Raw genomic sequence first — 17,573 nt, 5'->3', positions numbered from 1 at the left:
CAGGATCAGAGGGGGTGGGAGTACGACGACTCGGTCAGACGCGCTCGATGACGAGGGCCATGCCCTGGCCGCCGGCGACGCACATGGTGGCGAGGCCGGTCTGCTGGTCGCGCGCCTCGAGGGAGTGGAGGAGGGTGGTGACCAGCCGGGTGCCGGTCATCGCGAACGGGTGCCCGATGGCGATGGACCCGCCGTGCACGTTGAGCTTGTCGTCGGGGATGCCGAGGTCGTCGGCGCACGGGATCGCCTGCGCCGCGAAGGCCTCGTTGAGCTCGACGAGGTCGAGGTCGTCGATGCTCATCCCGGCTCGGCGCATCGCCTGGCGCGAGGCCTTGATCGGGGCCAGGCCCATGATCTCGGGCGAGAGGGCGCTGACGCCGCTGGCGACGATGCGGGCGCGGGGCCGGATGCCGAGCTCGAGGGCCCGCGACTCCCGCATCACGATGATCGAGGCGGCCCCGTCGTTGAGCGGGCACGCGTTGCCGGCGGTGACGGTGCCGCCCTCCTCGGCCGACCGGAAGACCGGCTGGAGCGCCGCGAGCTCCTCGATCGTCGAGCCCGGACGCGGTGACTCGTCGTCGGTGATCCACTCACCGGCGGCGTTGCGGACCGGGGTGATGTCGGTCTTGAAGAATCCGGCCGCGATGGCCGCCTCGGCCTTCCGCTGGCTGTGCAGGGCGAACTCGTCCTGCACCCGGCGCGAGACACCCTTCAGCCCGGCGACGTTCTCGGCGGTGCGGCCCATCTCCATGTAGACGTAGGGCAGCTCGCCGCGCTCGCGCGGGTCGCTCCAGAGGTCGCCGGCCTGCTCGTGGGCACGGGCCCGCGCGTCGGCCTCGTCGTACCCGGGGTGCTTCCAGCTGCCACCGACGAGCGCCTGCGCGTCGGCCGGCAGGTGGTCGCTCGTGCCGCGGCGGTGGCGGCTCTCGAGCTCCAGACCGCCCGTCACGAAGACGTCGCCCTCCCCCGCCGCGATCGCGTGGTGGGCCGTGCGCAGCGCCTGGATCGACGCTGAGCAGTAGCGCGTCATCGTCATGGCCGGGACGGTGTCGAGGCCCATCTGCACGGCGATGACCCGGCTGATGTTGCTGCCGTGCTCGCCGCCCGGCTGGCCGCAGCCGAGCACGATGTCGTCGATGGTGTGCGGGTCGAGCTCGGGAACCTGGGCGAGCGCGGCCTCGATGACCTGCCGACCGAGGTCCTCGGGTCGGGTCCCGGCGAACGCGCCCTTGTAGGCGCGCCCCATGGGCGATCGAGCGGCTGCGACGATCACGGCCCGGTCCGACATGCGCTCTCCTCACCTGCTGTGACGGGTGTCACGCGATTGGGTCAACATAGTGACGAGTGAATCGTCGCCATGTCAACGGCTACGCCCTCACGTCCCGGATCGTGTTCGACATGAAGCCGCCGTCGACCAGCAGGTCGTGCCCGCAGACGTAGGACGACTCGTCGCTCGCGAGGTAGACCACCGCAGCCGCGATGTCCGCCGGCTCGCACGTGCGACCGAGAGGCGTGGCGTCACTGAACGAGCGCACGAGGTTCGGCGCGTTCTCCGTCAGTGGGGTCGGCACGAAGCCCGGCGACACCGAGTTGACCCGCACCCCGCGCGCACCCAGCTCGTCGGCGGCAGTCTGCGTCAGCCCGCGCACGGCCCACTTGGAGGCGGCGTACGACGCCGCGCGGTAGCCGGTGTAGGACGCGAACGAGGCGATGTTGACGATGCTCCCGCCGCGGTTGCCGACCATCGACCGGCCCGCGTGCTTCATGCCGAGGAACACGCCGGTGAGATTGACGCCGATCACGCGGTCCCAGTCCTCGAGGGCGGTCTCCAGGACACCGAACCGGTTGGTGATGCCGGCGTTGTTGACGAGCGCGTCCACGCCCCCGACCTCGGCCTCGAGCCGCGCGACGAGGGCCTGCCAGGACGGCTCGGAGGCCACGTCGAGCACAGCGCCGACGGCACCGACACCGGACTGGCGCAGAGCGGCGGCGGCCGCCTCGACGCGCGCCTCGTCGAGGTCGGCCAGCACCACGGTGCCGGCCCCCTCGCGGGCAGCGAGGGCGACGGTCGCCGACCCGATCCCCCGAGGGCGCCGGTCACCAGGACGGTCTTGTTCTTCAGTCGGTCGGTCATGCGGGTGCTCCAGTTCAGGGATCGGGGGTCAGCGGACGAGGGCGTCGACAGCGTCGAGGCCCAGGCCGGTGGACTCGTAGTGGGTGCGGGCGGCGGTGAGCTTGGAGAAGACGTCCTCGACCCCGACGGGAGTGCCGTCGACGTCGACGTAGATGTAGGCACCCGAGACGTGGAACAGCGTGCGCATCTCGACGCAGTCGTCGGGCACCTCGAGCGTGTGGATGTCACCCGGCGGCTCGAAGGCGTACGACCCCTGCTCGGCCCACCAGTCGTGCTCGAGGTAGTGCCAGCGGCCCATGAGGGTCAGCGCATGGACCGGGCCGGCGTGGCGGTGGCGCGACAGGATGCCCGAGCGGCGCACCCGCAGGATGTTGACCCAGTAGCCCTGGGTGACGTTGAGCAGCAGTGGACGGAAGTCCACCCCGGGCGCCTGGGGCACCCAGAGCCGCTCGTCGACGTCCTCGTGGAGGGCGCCCCCGACGACGAGGTCGTCGACGACGAACGGCAGCGGGTCCCCGGCGTAGGGGACGGCGTCCTGGTCGGGTCGGGCGGAGGGTGCGGCGGTGCTCACGGGCTTCGTTCTCCTTCGGGGTCGGCTCTCGAGACGTTCTCGATCAGCTCTCCGGCATGTGCAGTGGACCGCCACGCGGATGACCCATGTCACCAGTGGAGGGGGGTATCCGATTTTCGAATGACACCTTGACGAATTGCACAACAGCCTGTTGTGTGTGGCGAGCATCACTTCTACCACAGATGCCTCTGCCGCCGGAAGGACCGAGATGTACTACCACCAGGCGCTGGCCCGGGCGATGGCCGACCAGGGCATCACCGACGTCTTCGGTGTCCTCGGCGACGCCAACCTCTACTTCATCCAGGCGTGGGAGAGCGCGGGCGGGCACTACGTCGCCGCCGCCCACGAGGGTGCCGGCGTGCTCGCCGCGACCGGCTACGCCTCGACCGCCGACCGGGTCGGGGTCGCCACCGTGACCCACGGCCCGGCACTCACCAACGCCCTGACCGCGCTGGTCGACGCCACCCGCGCCCGGATGCCCGTCCTGGTCATCGCCGGCGACACCGACCCCGAGGTCCGCGGCCACCTCCAGAGCATCGACCAGCACAGCGTCGTGCAGGTGAGCGGCGCCGGCTGGGAGCCGGCGACCACCCCGGAGAACGTCGCAGTCGACCTCGCCCGCGCGCTGCGCCGGGCCTGGGCCGAGTCGCGGCCGATCGTGCTGAACATCCCGATCACCTTCCAGTGGACCGAGGTCGACTACACCCCCGTGCCGCCCGCCTCGGTGCGCCATCGTCGTACGCGCCCCGACCAGGACGCGCTCGAGGAGGCCGCCGGCATCCTCGCCTCGGCCCGCCGTCCCGTCGTGCTCGGCGGTCGCGGCGCCCGGCACGCTCGCGACCAGCTGGTCGCCCTGGCAGAACGCATCGGTGCGCCGCTGGCGACGTCGCTGCGCGGCAAGGGGCTGTTCTCCGGCCACCAGCACGACCTCGGCATCTGCGGCACGCTCTCCCACGAGACCGCGCTCGCCACGTTGGACCGCGCGGACTGCGTGGTCGCGTTCGGAGCGGCGCTCAACGACTTCACGACGGCCGAGGGCTCGCTGCTCCAGGGCAAGCGGGTCATCCACGTCGACACCGACGCCGGCCGCCCCGACCTGTGGTCGTCCGCGGACGTCGGCGTGGTCGGCGACGCCGGTGCCGTGGCCGACGCGCTCGTCGAGCTCCTCGACGAGATCGAGCACTCCCCCACCGGCTTCGCCGACGACACGCTCGCCCTCGCCCTCAAGGACCCGCGCCCCGCGCTGCGTTCCACGAGGACCGGCGGGCTCGACGTCGTCGCCGTGCTGCGGCGCATCGACGAGGCCTTCCCGGCCGAGCGCACCCTCGTCATCGACGACGGCCGCTTCATCCTCACCGCCTACGCCGAGCTCGGCGCGCCGCACCCGTCGGCCTACGTCCACACCTGCAGCTTCGCCTCCATCGGCCTGGGCCTGGGCAACGCGATCGGCGCGTACGCCGGCGCGCCCGGGCGACCGGTGCTGGCCGTGGTGGGCGACGGCGGCTTCATGAGCGCCGGACTCAACGAGCTCAACACGGCCGTACGGGCCGGCACCGACCTCGTGCTGGTCGTCGTCAACGACAAGGCCTACGGCGCCGAGCACGTGCAGCTGGTCAACAAGGGCATCGACCCCGCGATCTCCACCTTCGACTGGCCCGACTTCGCACCCGCGGCCGACTCACTCGGTGCGCGCGGCCTCACGGTGCGCTCGCTGGAGGACCTCGAGGCCGCGCTGTCGACCCTGGCCGAGCGCGACCGCCCGGTCCTCATCGACGTCCAGGTCGACCCCTACGACGTGCCGGGATCGTTCGTGTGACGACCACCCCAAAACACCCCGCCTCATCCATTGACATGTTGCCGATTCACCCAACAAGATGTTGCCCGAACCGAGCTGTGACCGCGATCACACCCCCGCACCACCGATGCACCCGTCGCGGACACCACCCGGTCACACCCCTCGATGAAACGGAGTCCTGATGGTCTCTGCACCACCCGAGAAGCTCCTCGCCCACCCGCACGTGGGCGGCGCCGAGCAGATCGCGATCGACTCAGCGGCCAAGACCTACCTGCGCCGCGGCGCGTCGCCGGTGGAGGCCCTCCGCCCCACCGAGCTCGTCGTCAAGCCTGGTGAGTTCGTCAGCCTCGTCGGCCCCAGCGGTTGCGGCAAGACCACCCTGCTGAAGCTCGTCGCCGGTCTCGACCACGCCACCGGCGGGCGGATCGTCGTCGGCGAGCGCACGGTCCGGAAGCCCGACCCCCAGGTGTCCGTGGTGTTCCAGAAGGCGGCGCTGCTCAAGTGGTACACCGTCGAGCAGAACGTCCTGCTGCCCGCGAAGATCGCCGGCACGCTCACGAAGGAGACCCGCCAGCGGGCAGCCGAGCTGCTGGAGTTCATCGGCCTGGCGGACTTCAAGGACCGCTATCCCGGCGAGCTGTCCGGCGGCATGCAGCAGCGCGTCTCGATCGCACGTGCCCTGGCCGGCGAGCCCAAGGTGCTGCTCATGGACGAGCCGTTCTCCGCGCTCGACGAGTTCACCCGCGAGGTGCTGCACGACGAGCTCCTGCGCCTGTGGACCAGCCACCCCAAGACGGTCATCTTCGTGACCCACAACATCAGCGAGGCGGTCTACCTCTCCGACCGCGTCGCCGTGATGGCGCCGCGACCGGGCCGCATCGAGGCCGTCGTCGACATCGACCTGCCCCGTCCGCGCACGTCCGCACTGCGCACCGACCCGCAGTTCTTCGAGATGGTCTCGACCATCCGCTCCCACTTCAGCAAGGCCGGCGCCCTCGGAGGTGAGTCCGCATGACGATGACCGCAGAGCCCACGTCCACCCTCGACGAGGGCAAGGGACCGAAGAGCCGCAAGGCCCAGCCCGACGTGCTGCCCACGCCCAGCCGGGCCGGCGTCCTCGCCAAGAACCTCGGCCTCCGGCTGATCGTCCCCGCGATCGTGTTCCTGGCCTGGTGGTACACCACCTCCAACGACATGGTGTCCGCGCTGATCGTGCCGGCGCCTGCCGACGTGTGGGACGCGCTCAGGAGCTACCTGTTCGGCGGCGTGTGGAACGAGGACATCATGTCCAGCGCCCGCGGCACGCTGTGGAGCTTCGCGATCGGCCTCGTGCTCGGCATCGTGGGCGGCTCGATCATGGCCTTCATCGCCTCGGTCAAGACGGCCGTCTACCCCTACATCCTCGCCTTCCAGGCCTTCCCGAAGATCGCGGTCGCGCCGCTCTTCGTGGTCTGGCTCGGCTACGGCGACGGACCGAAGATCATCATCGGCACCTCGCTCGCCTTCTTCCCGGTCATCAGCGCGACCATGGCCGGCCTCCTCGACGTGGACCCCGACGAGCACAACCTGATGCGCTCGATCGGCGCCAGCAAGCGCCAGGAGCTGCGCCACCTGCGGCTCCCCCGCGCGATGTCGTACGTCTTCCCCGCCCTCGACATCGCCGTGGTCGGCGCCCTGCTGGGCGTCATCACCGCCGAGATCGTCGGCACCGAGTACGGCCTCGGCCGCGTCATCACCGAGCGAGCCGCCTACGGCGACTCGGCCGCGGTCTACGCCGTCCTCATCGTCCTGGCCGTGGCGGGAGCGATCCTCCACCTGGCCGTCAGCATCCTCCACAAGGTGATGCCCCGGTCGATCGTCCCGAAGTAGCGGACGCCCGACCACCAGCACGTCCGACCGCGAAGGCGGGCACCGGCGAGCACTCACCACCGCTCGTCCGGCGTCCGGCTGGTCAGCCCTGCCCGCACGCGGGCGCCTCTCGGGTCCTACCCACATCACAGGAAGTCTCACGACCATGACCCTCTCCACCACCCGCCGCGCCCGGCGCGGCCTGGCCACGGCGCTCGTGCTCTCGATCGCCTCCGTGTCCCTCGCCGCCTGTGGCGGTGGCGGCGACGAGGCCAACGCCGATGGCACCACCTCCCTCTCCGGGGTGAACGGCGACCCGTCCAACGGCCCGTCGGGCGCCCCGTGGGGCTCGGTCCAGATCCAGGAGGGCTGGGACAAGGCGGACGGCTACACCCTCAAGTGGGACGTTGCGCAGAGCGCGGCGGCCGGCCTCCAGCTGCTCAGCGCCGGCAAGGTCGACATGGCGCAGGGCTCCGCCCCGACGGCGTACGCCGCCGCGAAGCTCGACCCGGACCTGCGCATCATCGGCTTCCTCAACGGCCCGGCCTACCTGATGGTCGCCCCCGAGGGCAGCGGCATCGAGACCGCCGCGGACCTCAAGGGCAAGAAGATCGGCGTCCTGGCCCTCGGATCGGCCTCCGACATGATGGTCCGCGGCTCGCTGGCCGAGGTCGGGCTCGACCCGGACAAGGACGTCAAGATCCTCCCGATCGGCGTGGGCGCGCCGATGGCCGAGGCGCTCAACTCCGGCACGGTCGACGCGATCGCCGGCTGGGAGGGCATGTGGCAGAGCATCTCCGCGCTGACCGACGCGCCGCTCCAGCCGGTCGAGGCGGCCATGTCCGACCTCCCCGGGATGATGCTGCAGACCACGACGCAGGAGGTGCTCGACACCAAGCACGACGCGCTCGTGGCCTACATGCGCAACTTCTACAAGGGCTGCCAGATCGGCGCCGACGACCCCGAGCGCGTGGTCGCCGACCACTGGGACGTCTTCTCCAACGTCGCCCCGCCCGCCGACAAGTACGACGAGCAGCTCGCCGACCAGGCCGACTGGAACCAGAACTTCTTCTCGATCTGCGCGGCGCCCGGCGCCGACACCGACACCCCCGGCGTGCTCTCCGACGCCGAGGTCAAGGAGGTCTACGACTGGCTGCGCAAGTACAACATCCTCGAGGACGACGTCGACTACTCGACCATCGTCGACACCTCGGTCACCGAGGAGGCCATGAAGGGCCTCGACCTCACCTCGTGGGCGACCGACTACCTCAAGGACAACCCCGACCAGGGCTGATCCCGGCGCGACTCCCCGTGGCGGCGGGTGCACCTCCACCCGCCGCCGCGGCGGCACCGCACGTCCCGACACCTGTCACCCCCGCTGGCACGAGATCAGGAGCGACCCCATGTCCGTCACCGCCACCGCCCGGTCCGCGGTCGACGCCCTGGTCTCCGCCCTCCCCGCCGGGGTCGTCGTCACCGACGCCGTGCGCGTCGAGAAGTACCGCCACGACCGGTTCGAGGACCTGGCCGCCGGCATGCCGTGCGCCGTCGTACGTGCCGAGAGCACCGAGCAGGTCCAGGTCGCGCTGCGGTGGGCCACCGAGCACCGCGTACCGGTCGTGCCCCGCGGTGCCGGCACCTCCCTGTCCGGCGGCGCGACCGCCGTCGACGGTTGCCTGGTGCTGACCCTCGAACGGATGAGCGGCATCCGCGTCGACCCCGACCGCCGGGTCGCGCACGTCGAGCCCGGCGCCCTCAACATCTCCGTCAAGGAGGCCGCCGCGGGCCACGGGCTCTGGTACCCGCCCGACCCCGGCTCCTACCGGATCTCCACCATCGGCGGGAACATCGCGACCAACGCCGGTGGCCTGTGCTGCGTGAAGTACGGCGTGACCGCTGACTACGTCCTCGGCCTCGACGTCGTCCTCGCCGACGGCCGGCTGCTCCGGCTCGGCGGCGAGACCATGAAGGACGTCGCCGGGCTGAACCTCCGCCAGCTCTTCGTCGGCAGCGAGGGCACCCTTGGCGTGGTGACCGGCGCCGTGCTGCGCCTGGTCCCCCAGCAGGGCGAGGTCTCGACCCTCGTGGCGAGCTTCCCCGACCTCGTCTCCGCCGGCACCGCCGTCACCCGCATCGGGCGCACGGTCCGTCCCGCGATGCTCGAGCTGATGGACCGGGTCTCGATCAACGCCGTCGAGGACCACTCTCCGCGCGGCCTCGACCGCGAGGCCGGCGCCCTGCTCATCGTGCAGTCCGACGCACCGGGCCGCTCCCGCGCCGAGGAGATCGCGACCGTCGAGGCGCTGTGCGAGGAGGCCGGCGCGACGGAGGTCGCCACCACCGACGACGCCGACGAGGGACTGATGTTCGTCGACGCGCGCCGCAGCGCCGGCGACGCGACCGAGGCGCGCGGCACCCTCCTCGCCGAGGACATCTGCGTGCCGGTCGACCGGCTCCCGGAGGTGCTCGCCGAGATCAGCGCCATTGCCGTCCGCCACGACCTCGAGATCCCCGTCGTCGCCCACGCCGGCGACGGCAACCTGCATCCCGGGATCGTCTACCCGCCCGGCGACGCGGCCGCGCGCGACCGCGCCTGGCTCGCCTTCGACGACCTCATGGCGCTCGCGACGACCTTCGGCGGCACCGTCACCGGCGAGCACGGGGTCGGCCGCACCAAGACCCGCGGGCTCGCCGCCCAGGTCGGCCCGGACGTGCTCGCGGTGTCGCACGCGATCAAGGCGACCCTCGACCCGCTCGGCCTGCTGAACCCCGGTGCGCTCCTCCCCCGGGACCCCGCGGAGGGGTCGTGACCGGCGGAGTCCCACCGGGCTGATGAAGCCCCTCGTCGACCACCCCGACCACCCCGACCACCCCACCCCGCACAGGAGCCCCGCATGAGCGCCACTGCCGGCGTGACGACCGACCCCGTGACCGGGCCGCTCCCCCGGATCCCGCTCGACCTGCTGGTCGGGGGCGCCTGGGAGTCGACGGCCGAGCGGTTCACCGTCGACGACCCGGCCAGCCTGACCACGATCGCGCGCGTCGCCGACGCCGGCGAGGCCGAGGCCCGGGCGGCCGTGACGGCCGCGCACGACGCGTTCGGGCCGTGGGCCGAGCGGGCTCCGCGCCAGCGCGCCGAGGTGCTGCGCCGGGCCCACGAGCTGATGGTCGCCGAGGCCGAGACGGGCGCCCTGCTGATCACCCGCGAGAACGGCAAGGCGTGGCGCGACGCGCTCGGCGAGGTGACCTACGCGGCCGAGTTCTTCCGGTGGTTCGCCGAGGAGGCGGTGCGGGTCCGGGGCGACTTCCGCACGGCGCCGGGCGGCGACAAGACGATCATCGTCGACCACCACCCGATCGGGGTGGCGTACCTCGTCACGCCCTGGAACTTCCCCGCCGCCATGGCGACCCGCAAGATCGCGCCCGCGCTCGCTGCCGGGTGCACCTGCATCCTCAAGCCGGCGGCGGAGACGCCCTTGACGGCGCTGTGGATCGGCGACGTGCTGCAGAGGGCCGGCGTGCCGGCCGGTGTGGTCAACATCCTCCCGACCTCCGACCCCGGCCCGCTCTCCGACGTGATCCTCGGCGACGCGCGGGTCGCGACGCTCTCCTTCACCGGCTCGACGCCGGTCGGCAAGCAGCTGATGGCGAGCACGGCCTCGCGCGCGCTGCGGGTCTCGATGGAGCTCGGCGGCAACGCGCCGTTCCTCGTGCTCGAGGGCGCGGACGTCGACCAGGCTGTCGAGATCGCTGTGGTCGCGAAGATGCGCAACGGCGGCAGCGCCTGCACCGCCGCGAACCGGCTCTACGTCCACGCCTCCCTCGCCGAGGATCTCGGCCACCGGCTCACCGCCGCCTTCGCGGAGCTGCGGATGGGGCCGGGCGCCGACCGCGCGACCGAGCTCGGCTCGATGGTCTCGACCCGCGAGCAGGCCAAGGTCCACCAGCTGCTCGAGGTCGCGGAGTCCGAGGGCGGGCGGGTCGTCCAGGCCCAGGCCGCGCCCGACGGCGGCGCGTTCGTGGCGCCGTACGTCGTCCACGACGTCGCCCACGGCGGCACCCTCACGAGCACCGAGATCTTCGGGCCGGTCGCCCCGATCATCGCCTTCGACTCCGTCGACGAGGCGGTCCGGATGGCCAACGACACGACCTTCGGGCTCATCTCCTACGTCGTCTCCGGCGACACCGGCCGCGGCATCCAGGTGGCGCGCCGGATGGAGAGCGGGATGGTCGCGGTCAACAAGGGCGTCCTGTCCGACCCCGCCGCCCCGTTCGGCGGCATGAAGGAGTCCGGCATCGGCCGCGAGGGCGGCTTCGCCGGCATCCACGAGTTCCTCGAGTCGCAGTACATCGCGGCCGACCTCTGACCCGCACCCACCACAGGAGACCTCCGCATGACGGTCAGCGCACCACCCCCGCCCACCGACGCCGAGCTGGCTGCCCTTGCCCGGCAGGTCCGTTGGCACGTCCTCCACACCGTCGCGGGCGCGGGTGCCGGCCACGTCGGTGGCCCGATGTCGGCCACCGACCTGCTGGTGACGCTCTACTTCGCCCAGCTCCGCACCGACCCGGCCGATCCGCAGGCGCCGGGCCGCGACCGCTTCATCCTGTCCAAGGGCCACTGCGCGATCGCGCTCTACGCCACCCTCGCGCTGCGCGGCTACTTCCCCGTCGAGGAGCTCGCGACGTTCGACCAAGGCGACTCGCGGCTCCAGGGCCACCCCGACATGCGACTCACCCCGGGGATCGACGTCTCCACCGGCTCGCTCGGCATGGGCCTCTCGGTCGGCGCGGGGATGAGCCTTGCCGCCCGGCGCGCCGGCACCGACCAGCACACGTGGGTGATGGTCGGCGACGGCGAGCTCCAGGAGGGCATGGTCTGGGAGACGGTCATGTCCGCGCCCCGCTTCGGCCTCGACAACCTCACCCTGGTCGTCGACCTCAACGGCCTGCAGCAGTACGGCTGGCACCCGCAGCCGGGCGACCGCTTCGACCGCAGCGAGCCTCAGGGCCACGTCGACCTGCCGGCGGTGTTCCGCGGCTTCGGCTGGCACGTGCTCGTGGTCGACGGTCACGACCTGCCGCAGATCCGGGAGGCGTACGCCGCCGCTGCCGCTGCCCGCGGCGTCGCCGGTCGCCCGACCGTCATCGTCGCGCGGACGACGAAGGGAGCGGGCGTCTCGTTCACCGCCGGCAGCTACCGCTGGCACAACGGCATCGCGACCGCCGACGAGCTGACGGTGGCCCGCGACGAGCTGGGCATCGGGGTCCTCGCGTGAGCCGCTCGCAGCGCGAGGTCTTCGGGGAGACGCTCGCCGAGCTCGCCGCCGCCGACCCGCGCGTCGTCGTCCTCGACGGCGACCTCGCCACCTCGACCCGGGCCGACATCGTCGCCGAGCAGGCGCCCGACGCCTTCGTCCAGGTCGGCATCGCCGAGCAGAACATGGTCGGCATGGCCGTCGGGATGGCCACCTCCGGCTACGTGCCGTGGCTCTCGTCGTTCGGCGTCTTCCTCACCCACCGCGCCGTCGACCAGGTGCGGATGCTGGTCTCGCAGACCCGGCTCCCGGTGCGGGTCGTGGCGTCCTACGCCGGCCTGCTGAACGGTCGCACCGGCAAGACACACCAGGACGTCGAGGACCTCGCGATCATGCGGGCGATGCCGCACATGACGGTGCTCGCGCCTGCCGACGAGCACGAGGCCGAGGCGATGATCCGGTGGGCGGCGGACTTCGACGGACCGGTCTACCTCCGGCTCGCGCGCGACCGGGTGACTCCGGTCTTCGAGGCCGGCCACGTCTTCGAGCCCGGTCGGACCCACGTCGTCCGGGACGTCGACGCCGGTGCCGACGTCACGCTCGTGTCGACCGGCACCCAGACCACGCGCGTCCTGGCAGCCGCCGACCTGCTCGCTGCCCGCGGCATCGCAGCCCGCGTGCTGCACGTCCCGACGGTCAAGCCACTCGACACGGCGGGCTTCCTCGCCCTGCTCGACGAGTCACTCGTCGTCACCGTCGAGGAGCACTCGGTGCTCGGCGGCCTCGGCGGACTGGTCTCGGAGATCACCTCGACCCACGCCCCGCGTCACGTCGTCCGGTTGGGTCTCGCGGACGGCTGGGCCGAGTCGGCGCCCGACGACTTCCTGCTCGACCGCTACGGGCTGTCCGCGGAGCGGGTCGCCGAGCAGGTCGAGGCGGCGGTCCGGTCGCAGGTGGCCGTGGTGCCGGCGTGACCTCGGGGGCGCAGATGCAAGCCGTCGTGAAGACGGCCGACGGAGCTGCCGGGATCGAGGTGCGACCGGTTCCCCTTCCGGTCCCCGGTCCCGGTGAGGTGAGGGTGCGGGTCCTGGCCGCCGGGGTGTGCGGCACGGACCTGCACCTCGCCGACGACGAGTACGCCCACGCGCGTCCCGTCGTGATGGGCCACGAGGTCACCGGCGTCGTCGACCTCGCGCCCGGCCACGCGGAGTGGGTGGGCCGTCGGGTCGCGCTCGAGACCTACGCCAGCACGTGTGGCTCGTGCCCGATGTGCCGCGACGGACGGCCGAACCTCTGCCCCGGGCGTCGGTCGATCGGCTCGTTCGTGAACGGCGGCTTCGCCGGGCACGTCGTCGTACCCCTCCACAACCTGCACGCCCTCCCCGACCACGTCGCGGAGCTCGACGGTGCGCTGGCCGAGCCGCTCGCGTGCGTCGCGCACTGCCTGCTCGACCCACCGCGGGTCCAGGCCGGCGACCGGGTGCTGGTCACCGGGCCCGGCACGATGGGCCAGCTCACCTCGCGTGTCGCGACCGCCCTCGGTGGTGCCGTCACGCTCGTGGGACTCGACAAGGACGCCGACCGGCTGGCCGTCGCGGAGCGCCACGGCGCCTACACCCTGCTGCCCGGCGACGTCCCCGAGGGGCAGTACGACGTCGCGGTCGAGGCGTCCGGCAGCGCGCCCGCCCTCGCCACGGCCCTCGCCGGGCTGCGACGCGGCGGCCACCTCGTGCTGATGGGGATCATGGGCCGGCCCGTGGAGGTCGACCTCGACGTCGTCTTCTACAAGGAGCTCACGATCTCCACCGGCTTCGCCTCCACCCCCGACTCGTGGCGCCGCGCGCGGACGCTGCTCGAGACTGGTGCGGTCAGCCTCACCGACCTCGTCACCACCACCCGCCCGCTCGAGGAGTGGGGCGCGGCGCTCGACGACGTCCGCGCCGGCCGCGGGCTCAAGACGGTCCTGGTGCCCGCCAGGGACCGACGACCCTAGAAGGAGAGACGTGCACTTCCACGACACCGAGGACAGCCAGTACCACCGCACCCTGCGCCAGGCCGCGCCCGAGATGGTCGAGGCGTTCGGCGCCTTCGACGCGGCCGTGTTCGGCACCGAGGGTGCCCTCGACGCGAGGACCAAGGAGCTCATCGCGATCGCCGTCGCAGCCACCACCCAGTGCCCCTACTGCATGGACGCCCACGTCACCGCCGCCAAGAAGGCCGGCGCCACCGAGCCCGAGGTTGCCGAGGCCGTGATGGTCGCCTCCGCACTCCGCGCCGGGGGCGCGCTGACGCACGGCTGGCTCGCGCTCAAGCAGTACGACCAGCCCTGATCAGGTGGGCCGCGTCCCGCCGGCCGCGCGGCACGCGATCCGCAGCAGCGCGGCGGCGGGGCCGTCGAGGGGCCGGTCGCGGCGCCAGATCGCGGTGAGCGGCCGCTCGAGGTCGAGGTCGTGGCGCACCTCGACGAGCTCGCCCGTGTCGAGCCCGGCGCGCACGGCGTACGGCGTCACGACGGCGGGTCCGACGCCGGCGAGCGCGGCACCGACCATCGCCGTCGTCGACGTGGCGACCATCGCGATGCGGGGCTGGGCGGCGAGGGCTCGCTCGAACGTGCTGCGGGTGCCGCTCCCCTCCTCGCGCACGACGAACTCGGCGGCGAGCAGCTGGTCGCGTGACAGCGGCGTGCTGCGCCGCGCCCACGGGTGCGCGGCGGGCACCACGATGACGAGGCGGTCGGTGCCCACGACCCGCCTGGCGAGGTCCTCCGACACGCGCGTCGACTCGACGAAGCCGATCGCGCAGTCGCCGGAGTGGACGAGGTCGTCGACCCGGTCGGAGTTCTGCACCTGCAGGCGGAGGTGAACCTCGGGCATCGAGGCGCGCAGCTCGCCGATCCACCGCGGGAGCACGAACTCGGCCACCGTGAGGCTCGCCGCGACGCCGAGGTCCGAGCCGCCCTGGGACCGCCGGGCGCTCAGCGCCTGGAGGCCGCCTCGCATGGTGTCGATCTGGTGGAGCACGTCTCGCGCCCAGGCCGCGACCGTCACGCCGTCGGGGGTGAGCCGGGTGCCGCGCGGCGTCCGCTCCGCCACGCGCAGCTGCCAGCGCGTCTCGAACGCGCGGAGCGAGATGCTCGCCGCAGGCTGCGTGATGCCGAGGCGGCGGCCGGCGGCGCCGAGGCTGCCCTCCTCCTCGAGGAGGACCAGGAGGCGCAGCGCCTGGAGGTCCAGCTCCTTGCTCATAAGCAACGATTATGACCTGCCCCCGGGTCCGCGTCTAGTCGACACTATGTCGTGCGAAACATCCTTGGACCGTGGCCCTCCTCCCTCCCGAGACCGTCTCGACCCCGACGTCGCCCGCGCCCCCGTCCGCCACGACGCCGTCGCGACGCGCCACCTACCTCCGCCGCGCGATCCTCGCCTTCGCCGTCGCGGGCGTCGCCCTGGCGATCAGCACCGCGGCGCCCCTCATGGGCCCGCTGCTGGTCGCGCTCGTCATCGGCGTCGCCGCCGCGAACACCCCGGGCCTGAGCCGTTACGTCGTCGGCACAGCGCCCCGGCTCGACAAGCTCCTCCTCCGCTCGGGCATCGTGCTGCTCGGCCTCAAGATCGCCATCACCGACGTGCTGGCCCTCGGCGCCTCCGGCATCGCGGTCGTGCTGGCGACGGTCGTGACGACGTACGCCGCCACCCAGCTCGCCGGCCGGCTCCTGGGACTCGAGCGCGACCTGGTCACCCTGATCGCCGCCGGCTTCTCGATCTGCGGCGCGGCCGCCGTCGCCGCCGTGGAGTCCTCGATCCGGGCCAGGCCCAAGGACGTCGCGCTCGCGGTCGCCCTGGTCACCGTGTTCGGCACGATCATGATCGGCGCGGTCCCCGCGCTCGGCAGCGCCTTCGGCCTGACCGACGAGCAGACCGCGGTCTGGGCGGGCGCCAGCATCCACGAGGTCGCCCAGGTGATCGCCGCCGCGTCACTCATCGGCGCGGGCGGGGCGACGGTCCTGGCCACCGCCACCACGGTCAAGCTCGCCCGCGTCGCGCTGCTCGCACCGGTGCAGCTCGTCTCGGCCCGGATCTGCCGCTCGGAGGACGCGACCCGTCGAGGCCCGCTCGTCCCGCTCTTCCTCCTCGGCTTCCTGGCCGCCGTCGCGGTCCGCACGACCGGGGTCCTCCCCCAGGGCGTCCTCGACCTCGCAGGCCAGCTGACCACGCTCCTGCTCAGCGCCGCGATGTTCGGCCTCGGCACCGGCATCGTCGCCCGCTACCTGTGGCCGGTCCCGGTCCGCGCCCTGCTGCTGGCGACGATCTCGACCCTCGTGGCAGCCACTGTGGCCCTCGCACTCGTGACCCTGCTCGTCTGACCGTCCCGCCGCCCTGCGACTCCCCGGTTCCGGGTGTGTTTCCGCGACGCCCGGCACGGGTACGAACGGAGCACACCGAAGGGACGCACACATGACCGTGATCGACATCAAGATGAGCGCGATCTACCGCGCCGCGCACGAGGAGCTCCCGGCCAGGGCCGCGGACTTCGCAGCGCACGCCACCAGCGACTCGGGCGCGATCAACCCGATCGCCGCCCAGCTGGCCCTCGCCGGCAACCACCCGATCGCCGGCGACCTCTCCGACATCTCCGTCGAGCTCTTCCTCCACCTGCGCTCGATGGTGCGCACCTTCAACGACAGCGCGACCGCGCTCGACCTCATCGCCGACGACTTCGTGGCCGTCGACGCCGAGGCCCAGGCGTGGTTCGACCAGCACACGCAGTACGTCGGCGACCCCGAGCTCGCCACCGAGCCGACCGGTCCGGAGGTCTGACGTGGCCGGGATCCTCGACCAGCTCGACCCCCTGTTCACCGAGATCGTCGACGGCATCGGCGAGCTCGACGGCAACGAGGGGTGCGCCGACCTGTTCGAGGGCGAGCAGGGCCGCACGCTCGAGGAGGGCTGGTGCTGGATGCCCGGCTACTTCAGCATCCCGGGTTCGCACGCCTGGGAGACCCAGGCCAACTACGTCGGCATGCACCCGACGCACCCCGACTGGTACGAGCAGACCGTCACCAACGCCGACCGTGAGCGACTGTTCCAGGAGGCCCTGACCTCGGTGTGGAACCAGCGCCACGACAGCTGGGTCAACAGTGCCGTCACCACCGTCTACCGCAGCGCCACCCGCGACGTGTGGGAGCCCGACGCCGAGGCGATGCACGCGCCCGTCGAGTCGCTCTACGCCCTCACCCAGTGGCTCCACCAGCAGCTGGAGCCCGAGGCGGGCTGGGCCGCGCCCGGCGACCCCCACGCCCCCCAGTGGCTCACCGACCTGCAGCAGCACTGGCCGGCGACCTCGCAGAGCTCGGAGTCGTTCTACGACTTCTGGACCGACGTCAACGAGAAGTGCGCCCTCTACGTCCAGGCGGCCGCGCGGCTCGCCTCCTCGAGCGCTCAGGTCGCCACGGCCATCTCCCGCTACCAGAAGAACATGGTCAAGGCGTCGACCAAGTGCCGCGACCGGGTGGTGGAGGCGCTCGAGCAGTGGCAGGCGTGGAAGGACCGCAGCGGTGCCTGGCCGACCGGGGCGATGACGAGCAACGAGGGCGTGAAGGACATCCTCGGCCACGTGAGCACGGTGACCGGTCTGGTCGCGCTGTTCCCGCCGGCTGCCGCCGTCAGTGGTGGCGTCAGCCTCGTCACCGGCCTGGTGACCTACGTGATCCCGGACGAGAGCATCGAGATGGAGGTGCTCAGTGCCGCGACCGCCTCCGACATCCACAACGGCTTCCTCAACGACCTCAAGCGGATCACCGAGGAGATGATCAAGACCCTCGACCAGCTGCGCACGGAGCGGCCGGGCGACACGACCGGCTTCGCCGACATCGGGCTGCAGTCCTACGCGGCCGACGTCGTCGCCAACCACCGCGACTGGACGCCGCCGCCGGTGCACCTCTAGGTCACCGGTCGTCGGCGACCGGGCGTG

General features: G+C 72.3%; 17 protein-coding genes. 13 read left to right on the top strand and 4 right to left on the bottom strand.

Going from position 1 to position 17,573, the window contains the following annotated elements; genetic code table 11:
* Positions 1-34: 34 nt before the first annotated feature.
* The 3 genes from BLV76_RS13175 to BLV76_RS13165 form a co-directional block, all read right to left on the bottom strand.
* Complete coding sequence (locus BLV76_RS13175; protein WP_090969536.1) at positions 35-1,288, bottom strand: acetyl-CoA C-acetyltransferase; 1,254 nt, start codon at positions 1,286-1,288, stop codon at positions 35-37.
* 79 nt (positions 1,289-1,367) lie between these two features.
* Positions 1,368-2,081 (bottom strand): SDR family NAD(P)-dependent oxidoreductase, encoded by a 714-nt coding sequence (locus BLV76_RS13170; protein ID WP_281246181.1) that lies wholly within the window; start codon positions 2,079-2,081, stop codon positions 1,368-1,370.
* Positions 2,082-2,162: 81 nt separating this feature from the next.
* Entirely contained in the window at positions 2,163-2,705 is a 543-nt protein-coding gene (locus tag BLV76_RS13165) for a 2,4'-dihydroxyacetophenone dioxygenase family protein (protein WP_217630338.1), read from the bottom strand.
* A gap of 208 nt (positions 2,706-2,913) precedes the next feature.
* On the opposite strand from BLV76_RS13165, the gene BLV76_RS13160 reads away from it, so the two are divergent.
* The 10 genes from BLV76_RS13160 to BLV76_RS13115 all read left to right on the top strand — a co-directional run bounded on the left by BLV76_RS13160 (position 2,914) and on the right by BLV76_RS13115 (position 13,936).
* Positions 2,914-4,521, top strand: coding sequence for a thiamine pyrophosphate-binding protein (locus BLV76_RS13160; RefSeq protein WP_090969533.1), 1,608 nt, complete (start codon positions 2,914-2,916; stop codon positions 4,519-4,521).
* Between the two features lie 160 nt (positions 4,522-4,681).
* Positions 4,682-5,515 (top strand): ABC transporter ATP-binding protein, encoded by an 834-nt coding sequence (locus BLV76_RS13155; RefSeq protein ID WP_090969532.1) that lies wholly within the window; start codon positions 4,682-4,684, stop codon positions 5,513-5,515.
* Positions 5,512-6,369 (top strand): ABC transporter permease, encoded by an 858-nt coding sequence (locus BLV76_RS13150; RefSeq protein WP_090969531.1) that lies wholly within the window; start codon positions 5,512-5,514, stop codon positions 6,367-6,369. The genes BLV76_RS13155 and BLV76_RS13150 overlap by 4 nt, the downstream gene beginning before the upstream one ends.
* Positions 6,370-6,514: 145 nt before the next feature.
* Positions 6,515-7,642: an ABC transporter substrate-binding protein gene (locus tag BLV76_RS13145; protein WP_090969530.1), complete on the top strand. Its 1,128-nt coding sequence runs from the start codon at positions 6,515-6,517 to the stop codon at positions 7,640-7,642.
* Between the two features lie 109 nt (positions 7,643-7,751).
* Positions 7,752-9,158, top strand: coding sequence for an FAD-binding oxidoreductase (locus tag BLV76_RS13140; RefSeq protein WP_090969529.1), 1,407 nt, complete (start codon positions 7,752-7,754; stop codon positions 9,156-9,158).
* Between the two features lie 84 nt (positions 9,159-9,242).
* A complete protein-coding gene (locus tag BLV76_RS13135; RefSeq protein WP_090969528.1) occupies positions 9,243-10,715 on the top strand; it encodes an NAD-dependent succinate-semialdehyde dehydrogenase in 1,473 nt (490 codons plus the stop codon).
* Positions 10,716-10,742: 27 nt separating this feature from the next.
* Positions 10,743-11,627 carry a transketolase gene (locus BLV76_RS13130; RefSeq protein WP_090969527.1) on the top strand — a complete coding sequence of 295 codons (885 nt, stop codon included), beginning with the start codon at positions 10,743-10,745 and terminating at the stop codon, positions 11,625-11,627.
* Positions 11,624-12,580: a transketolase family protein gene (locus BLV76_RS13125; protein ID WP_090969526.1), complete on the top strand. Its 957-nt coding sequence runs from the start codon at positions 11,624-11,626 to the stop codon at positions 12,578-12,580. Before BLV76_RS13130 ends, BLV76_RS13125 begins: the two co-directional genes overlap by 4 nt.
* 14 nt (positions 12,581-12,594) lie before the next feature.
* Positions 12,595-13,599 carry a zinc-dependent alcohol dehydrogenase gene (locus BLV76_RS13120; protein WP_090972693.1) on the top strand — a complete coding sequence of 335 codons (1,005 nt, stop codon included), beginning with the start codon at positions 12,595-12,597 and terminating at the stop codon, positions 13,597-13,599.
* Positions 13,600-13,609: 10 nt separating this feature from the next.
* Positions 13,610-13,936, top strand: a complete 327-nt coding sequence (locus BLV76_RS13115; protein ID WP_245734666.1) for a carboxymuconolactone decarboxylase family protein — start codon at positions 13,610-13,612, stop codon at positions 13,934-13,936.
* Here the strand turns inward: BLV76_RS13115 and BLV76_RS13110 are convergent, their stop codons facing one another.
* Positions 13,937-14,848, bottom strand: coding sequence for a LysR family transcriptional regulator (locus BLV76_RS13110; RefSeq protein ID WP_090969525.1), 912 nt, complete (start codon positions 14,846-14,848; stop codon positions 13,937-13,939).
* Positions 14,849-14,919: 71 nt separating this feature from the next.
* On the opposite strand from BLV76_RS13110, the gene BLV76_RS13105 reads away from it, so the two are divergent.
* The 3 genes from BLV76_RS13105 to BLV76_RS13095 all read left to right on the top strand — a co-directional run bounded on the left by BLV76_RS13105 (position 14,920) and on the right by BLV76_RS13095 (position 17,546).
* The gene (locus BLV76_RS13105) at positions 14,920-15,966 is read left to right on the top strand and encodes a YeiH family protein (protein WP_090969524.1); all 1,047 of its coding nucleotides are present in this window, start codon (positions 14,920-14,922) and stop codon (positions 15,964-15,966) included.
* 91 nt (positions 15,967-16,057) lie between these two features.
* A complete protein-coding gene (locus tag BLV76_RS13100) occupies positions 16,058-16,420 on the top strand; it encodes a hypothetical protein (protein WP_090969523.1) in 363 nt (120 codons plus the stop codon).
* A gap of 1 nt (position 16,421) precedes the next feature.
* Entirely contained in the window at positions 16,422-17,546 is a 1,125-nt protein-coding gene (locus tag BLV76_RS13095; RefSeq protein ID WP_090969522.1) for a hypothetical protein, read from the top strand.
* The last annotated feature ends 27 nt before the right edge of the window (positions 17,547-17,573 follow it).

Origin of the sequence: Nocardioides exalbidus (assembly GCF_900105585.1) — a bacterium.
Lineage (GTDB): Bacteria > Actinomycetota > Actinomycetes > Propionibacteriales > Nocardioidaceae > Nocardioides > Nocardioides exalbidus.
The sequence above is the reverse complement of the archived record's forward strand: the minus strand, read 5'-3'. Positions and strand labels throughout refer to the sequence as shown.

Coding starts and splice junctions, on each gene's coding strand:
- BLV76_RS13145 (WP_090969530.1), top strand. CDS start 6,515: ATGACCCTCTCCACCACCCGCCGCGCCCGGCGCGGCCTGGCCACGGCG.
- BLV76_RS13155 (WP_090969532.1), top strand. CDS start 4,682: ATGGTCTCTGCACCACCCGAGAAGCTCCTCGCCCACCCGCACGTGGGC.
- BLV76_RS13150 (WP_090969531.1), top strand. CDS start 5,512: ATGACGATGACCGCAGAGCCCACGTCCACCCTCGACGAGGGCAAGGGA.
- BLV76_RS13140 (WP_090969529.1), top strand. CDS start 7,752: ATGTCCGTCACCGCCACCGCCCGGTCCGCGGTCGACGCCCTGGTCTCC.
- BLV76_RS13130 (WP_090969527.1), top strand. CDS start 10,743: ATGACGGTCAGCGCACCACCCCCGCCCACCGACGCCGAGCTGGCTGCC.
- BLV76_RS13100 (WP_090969523.1), top strand. CDS start 16,058: ATGACCGTGATCGACATCAAGATGAGCGCGATCTACCGCGCCGCGCAC.
- BLV76_RS13110 (WP_090969525.1), bottom strand. CDS start 14,848: ATGAGCAAGGAGCTGGACCTCCAGGCGCTGCGCCTCCTGGTCCTCCTC.
- BLV76_RS13175 (WP_090969536.1), bottom strand. CDS start 1,288: ATGTCGGACCGGGCCGTGATCGTCGCAGCCGCTCGATCGCCCATGGGG.
- BLV76_RS13135 (WP_090969528.1), top strand. CDS start 9,243: ATGAGCGCCACTGCCGGCGTGACGACCGACCCCGTGACCGGGCCGCTC.
- BLV76_RS13120 (WP_090972693.1), top strand. CDS start 12,595: ATGCAAGCCGTCGTGAAGACGGCCGACGGAGCTGCCGGGATCGAGGTG.
- BLV76_RS13160 (WP_090969533.1), top strand. CDS start 2,914: ATGTACTACCACCAGGCGCTGGCCCGGGCGATGGCCGACCAGGGCATC.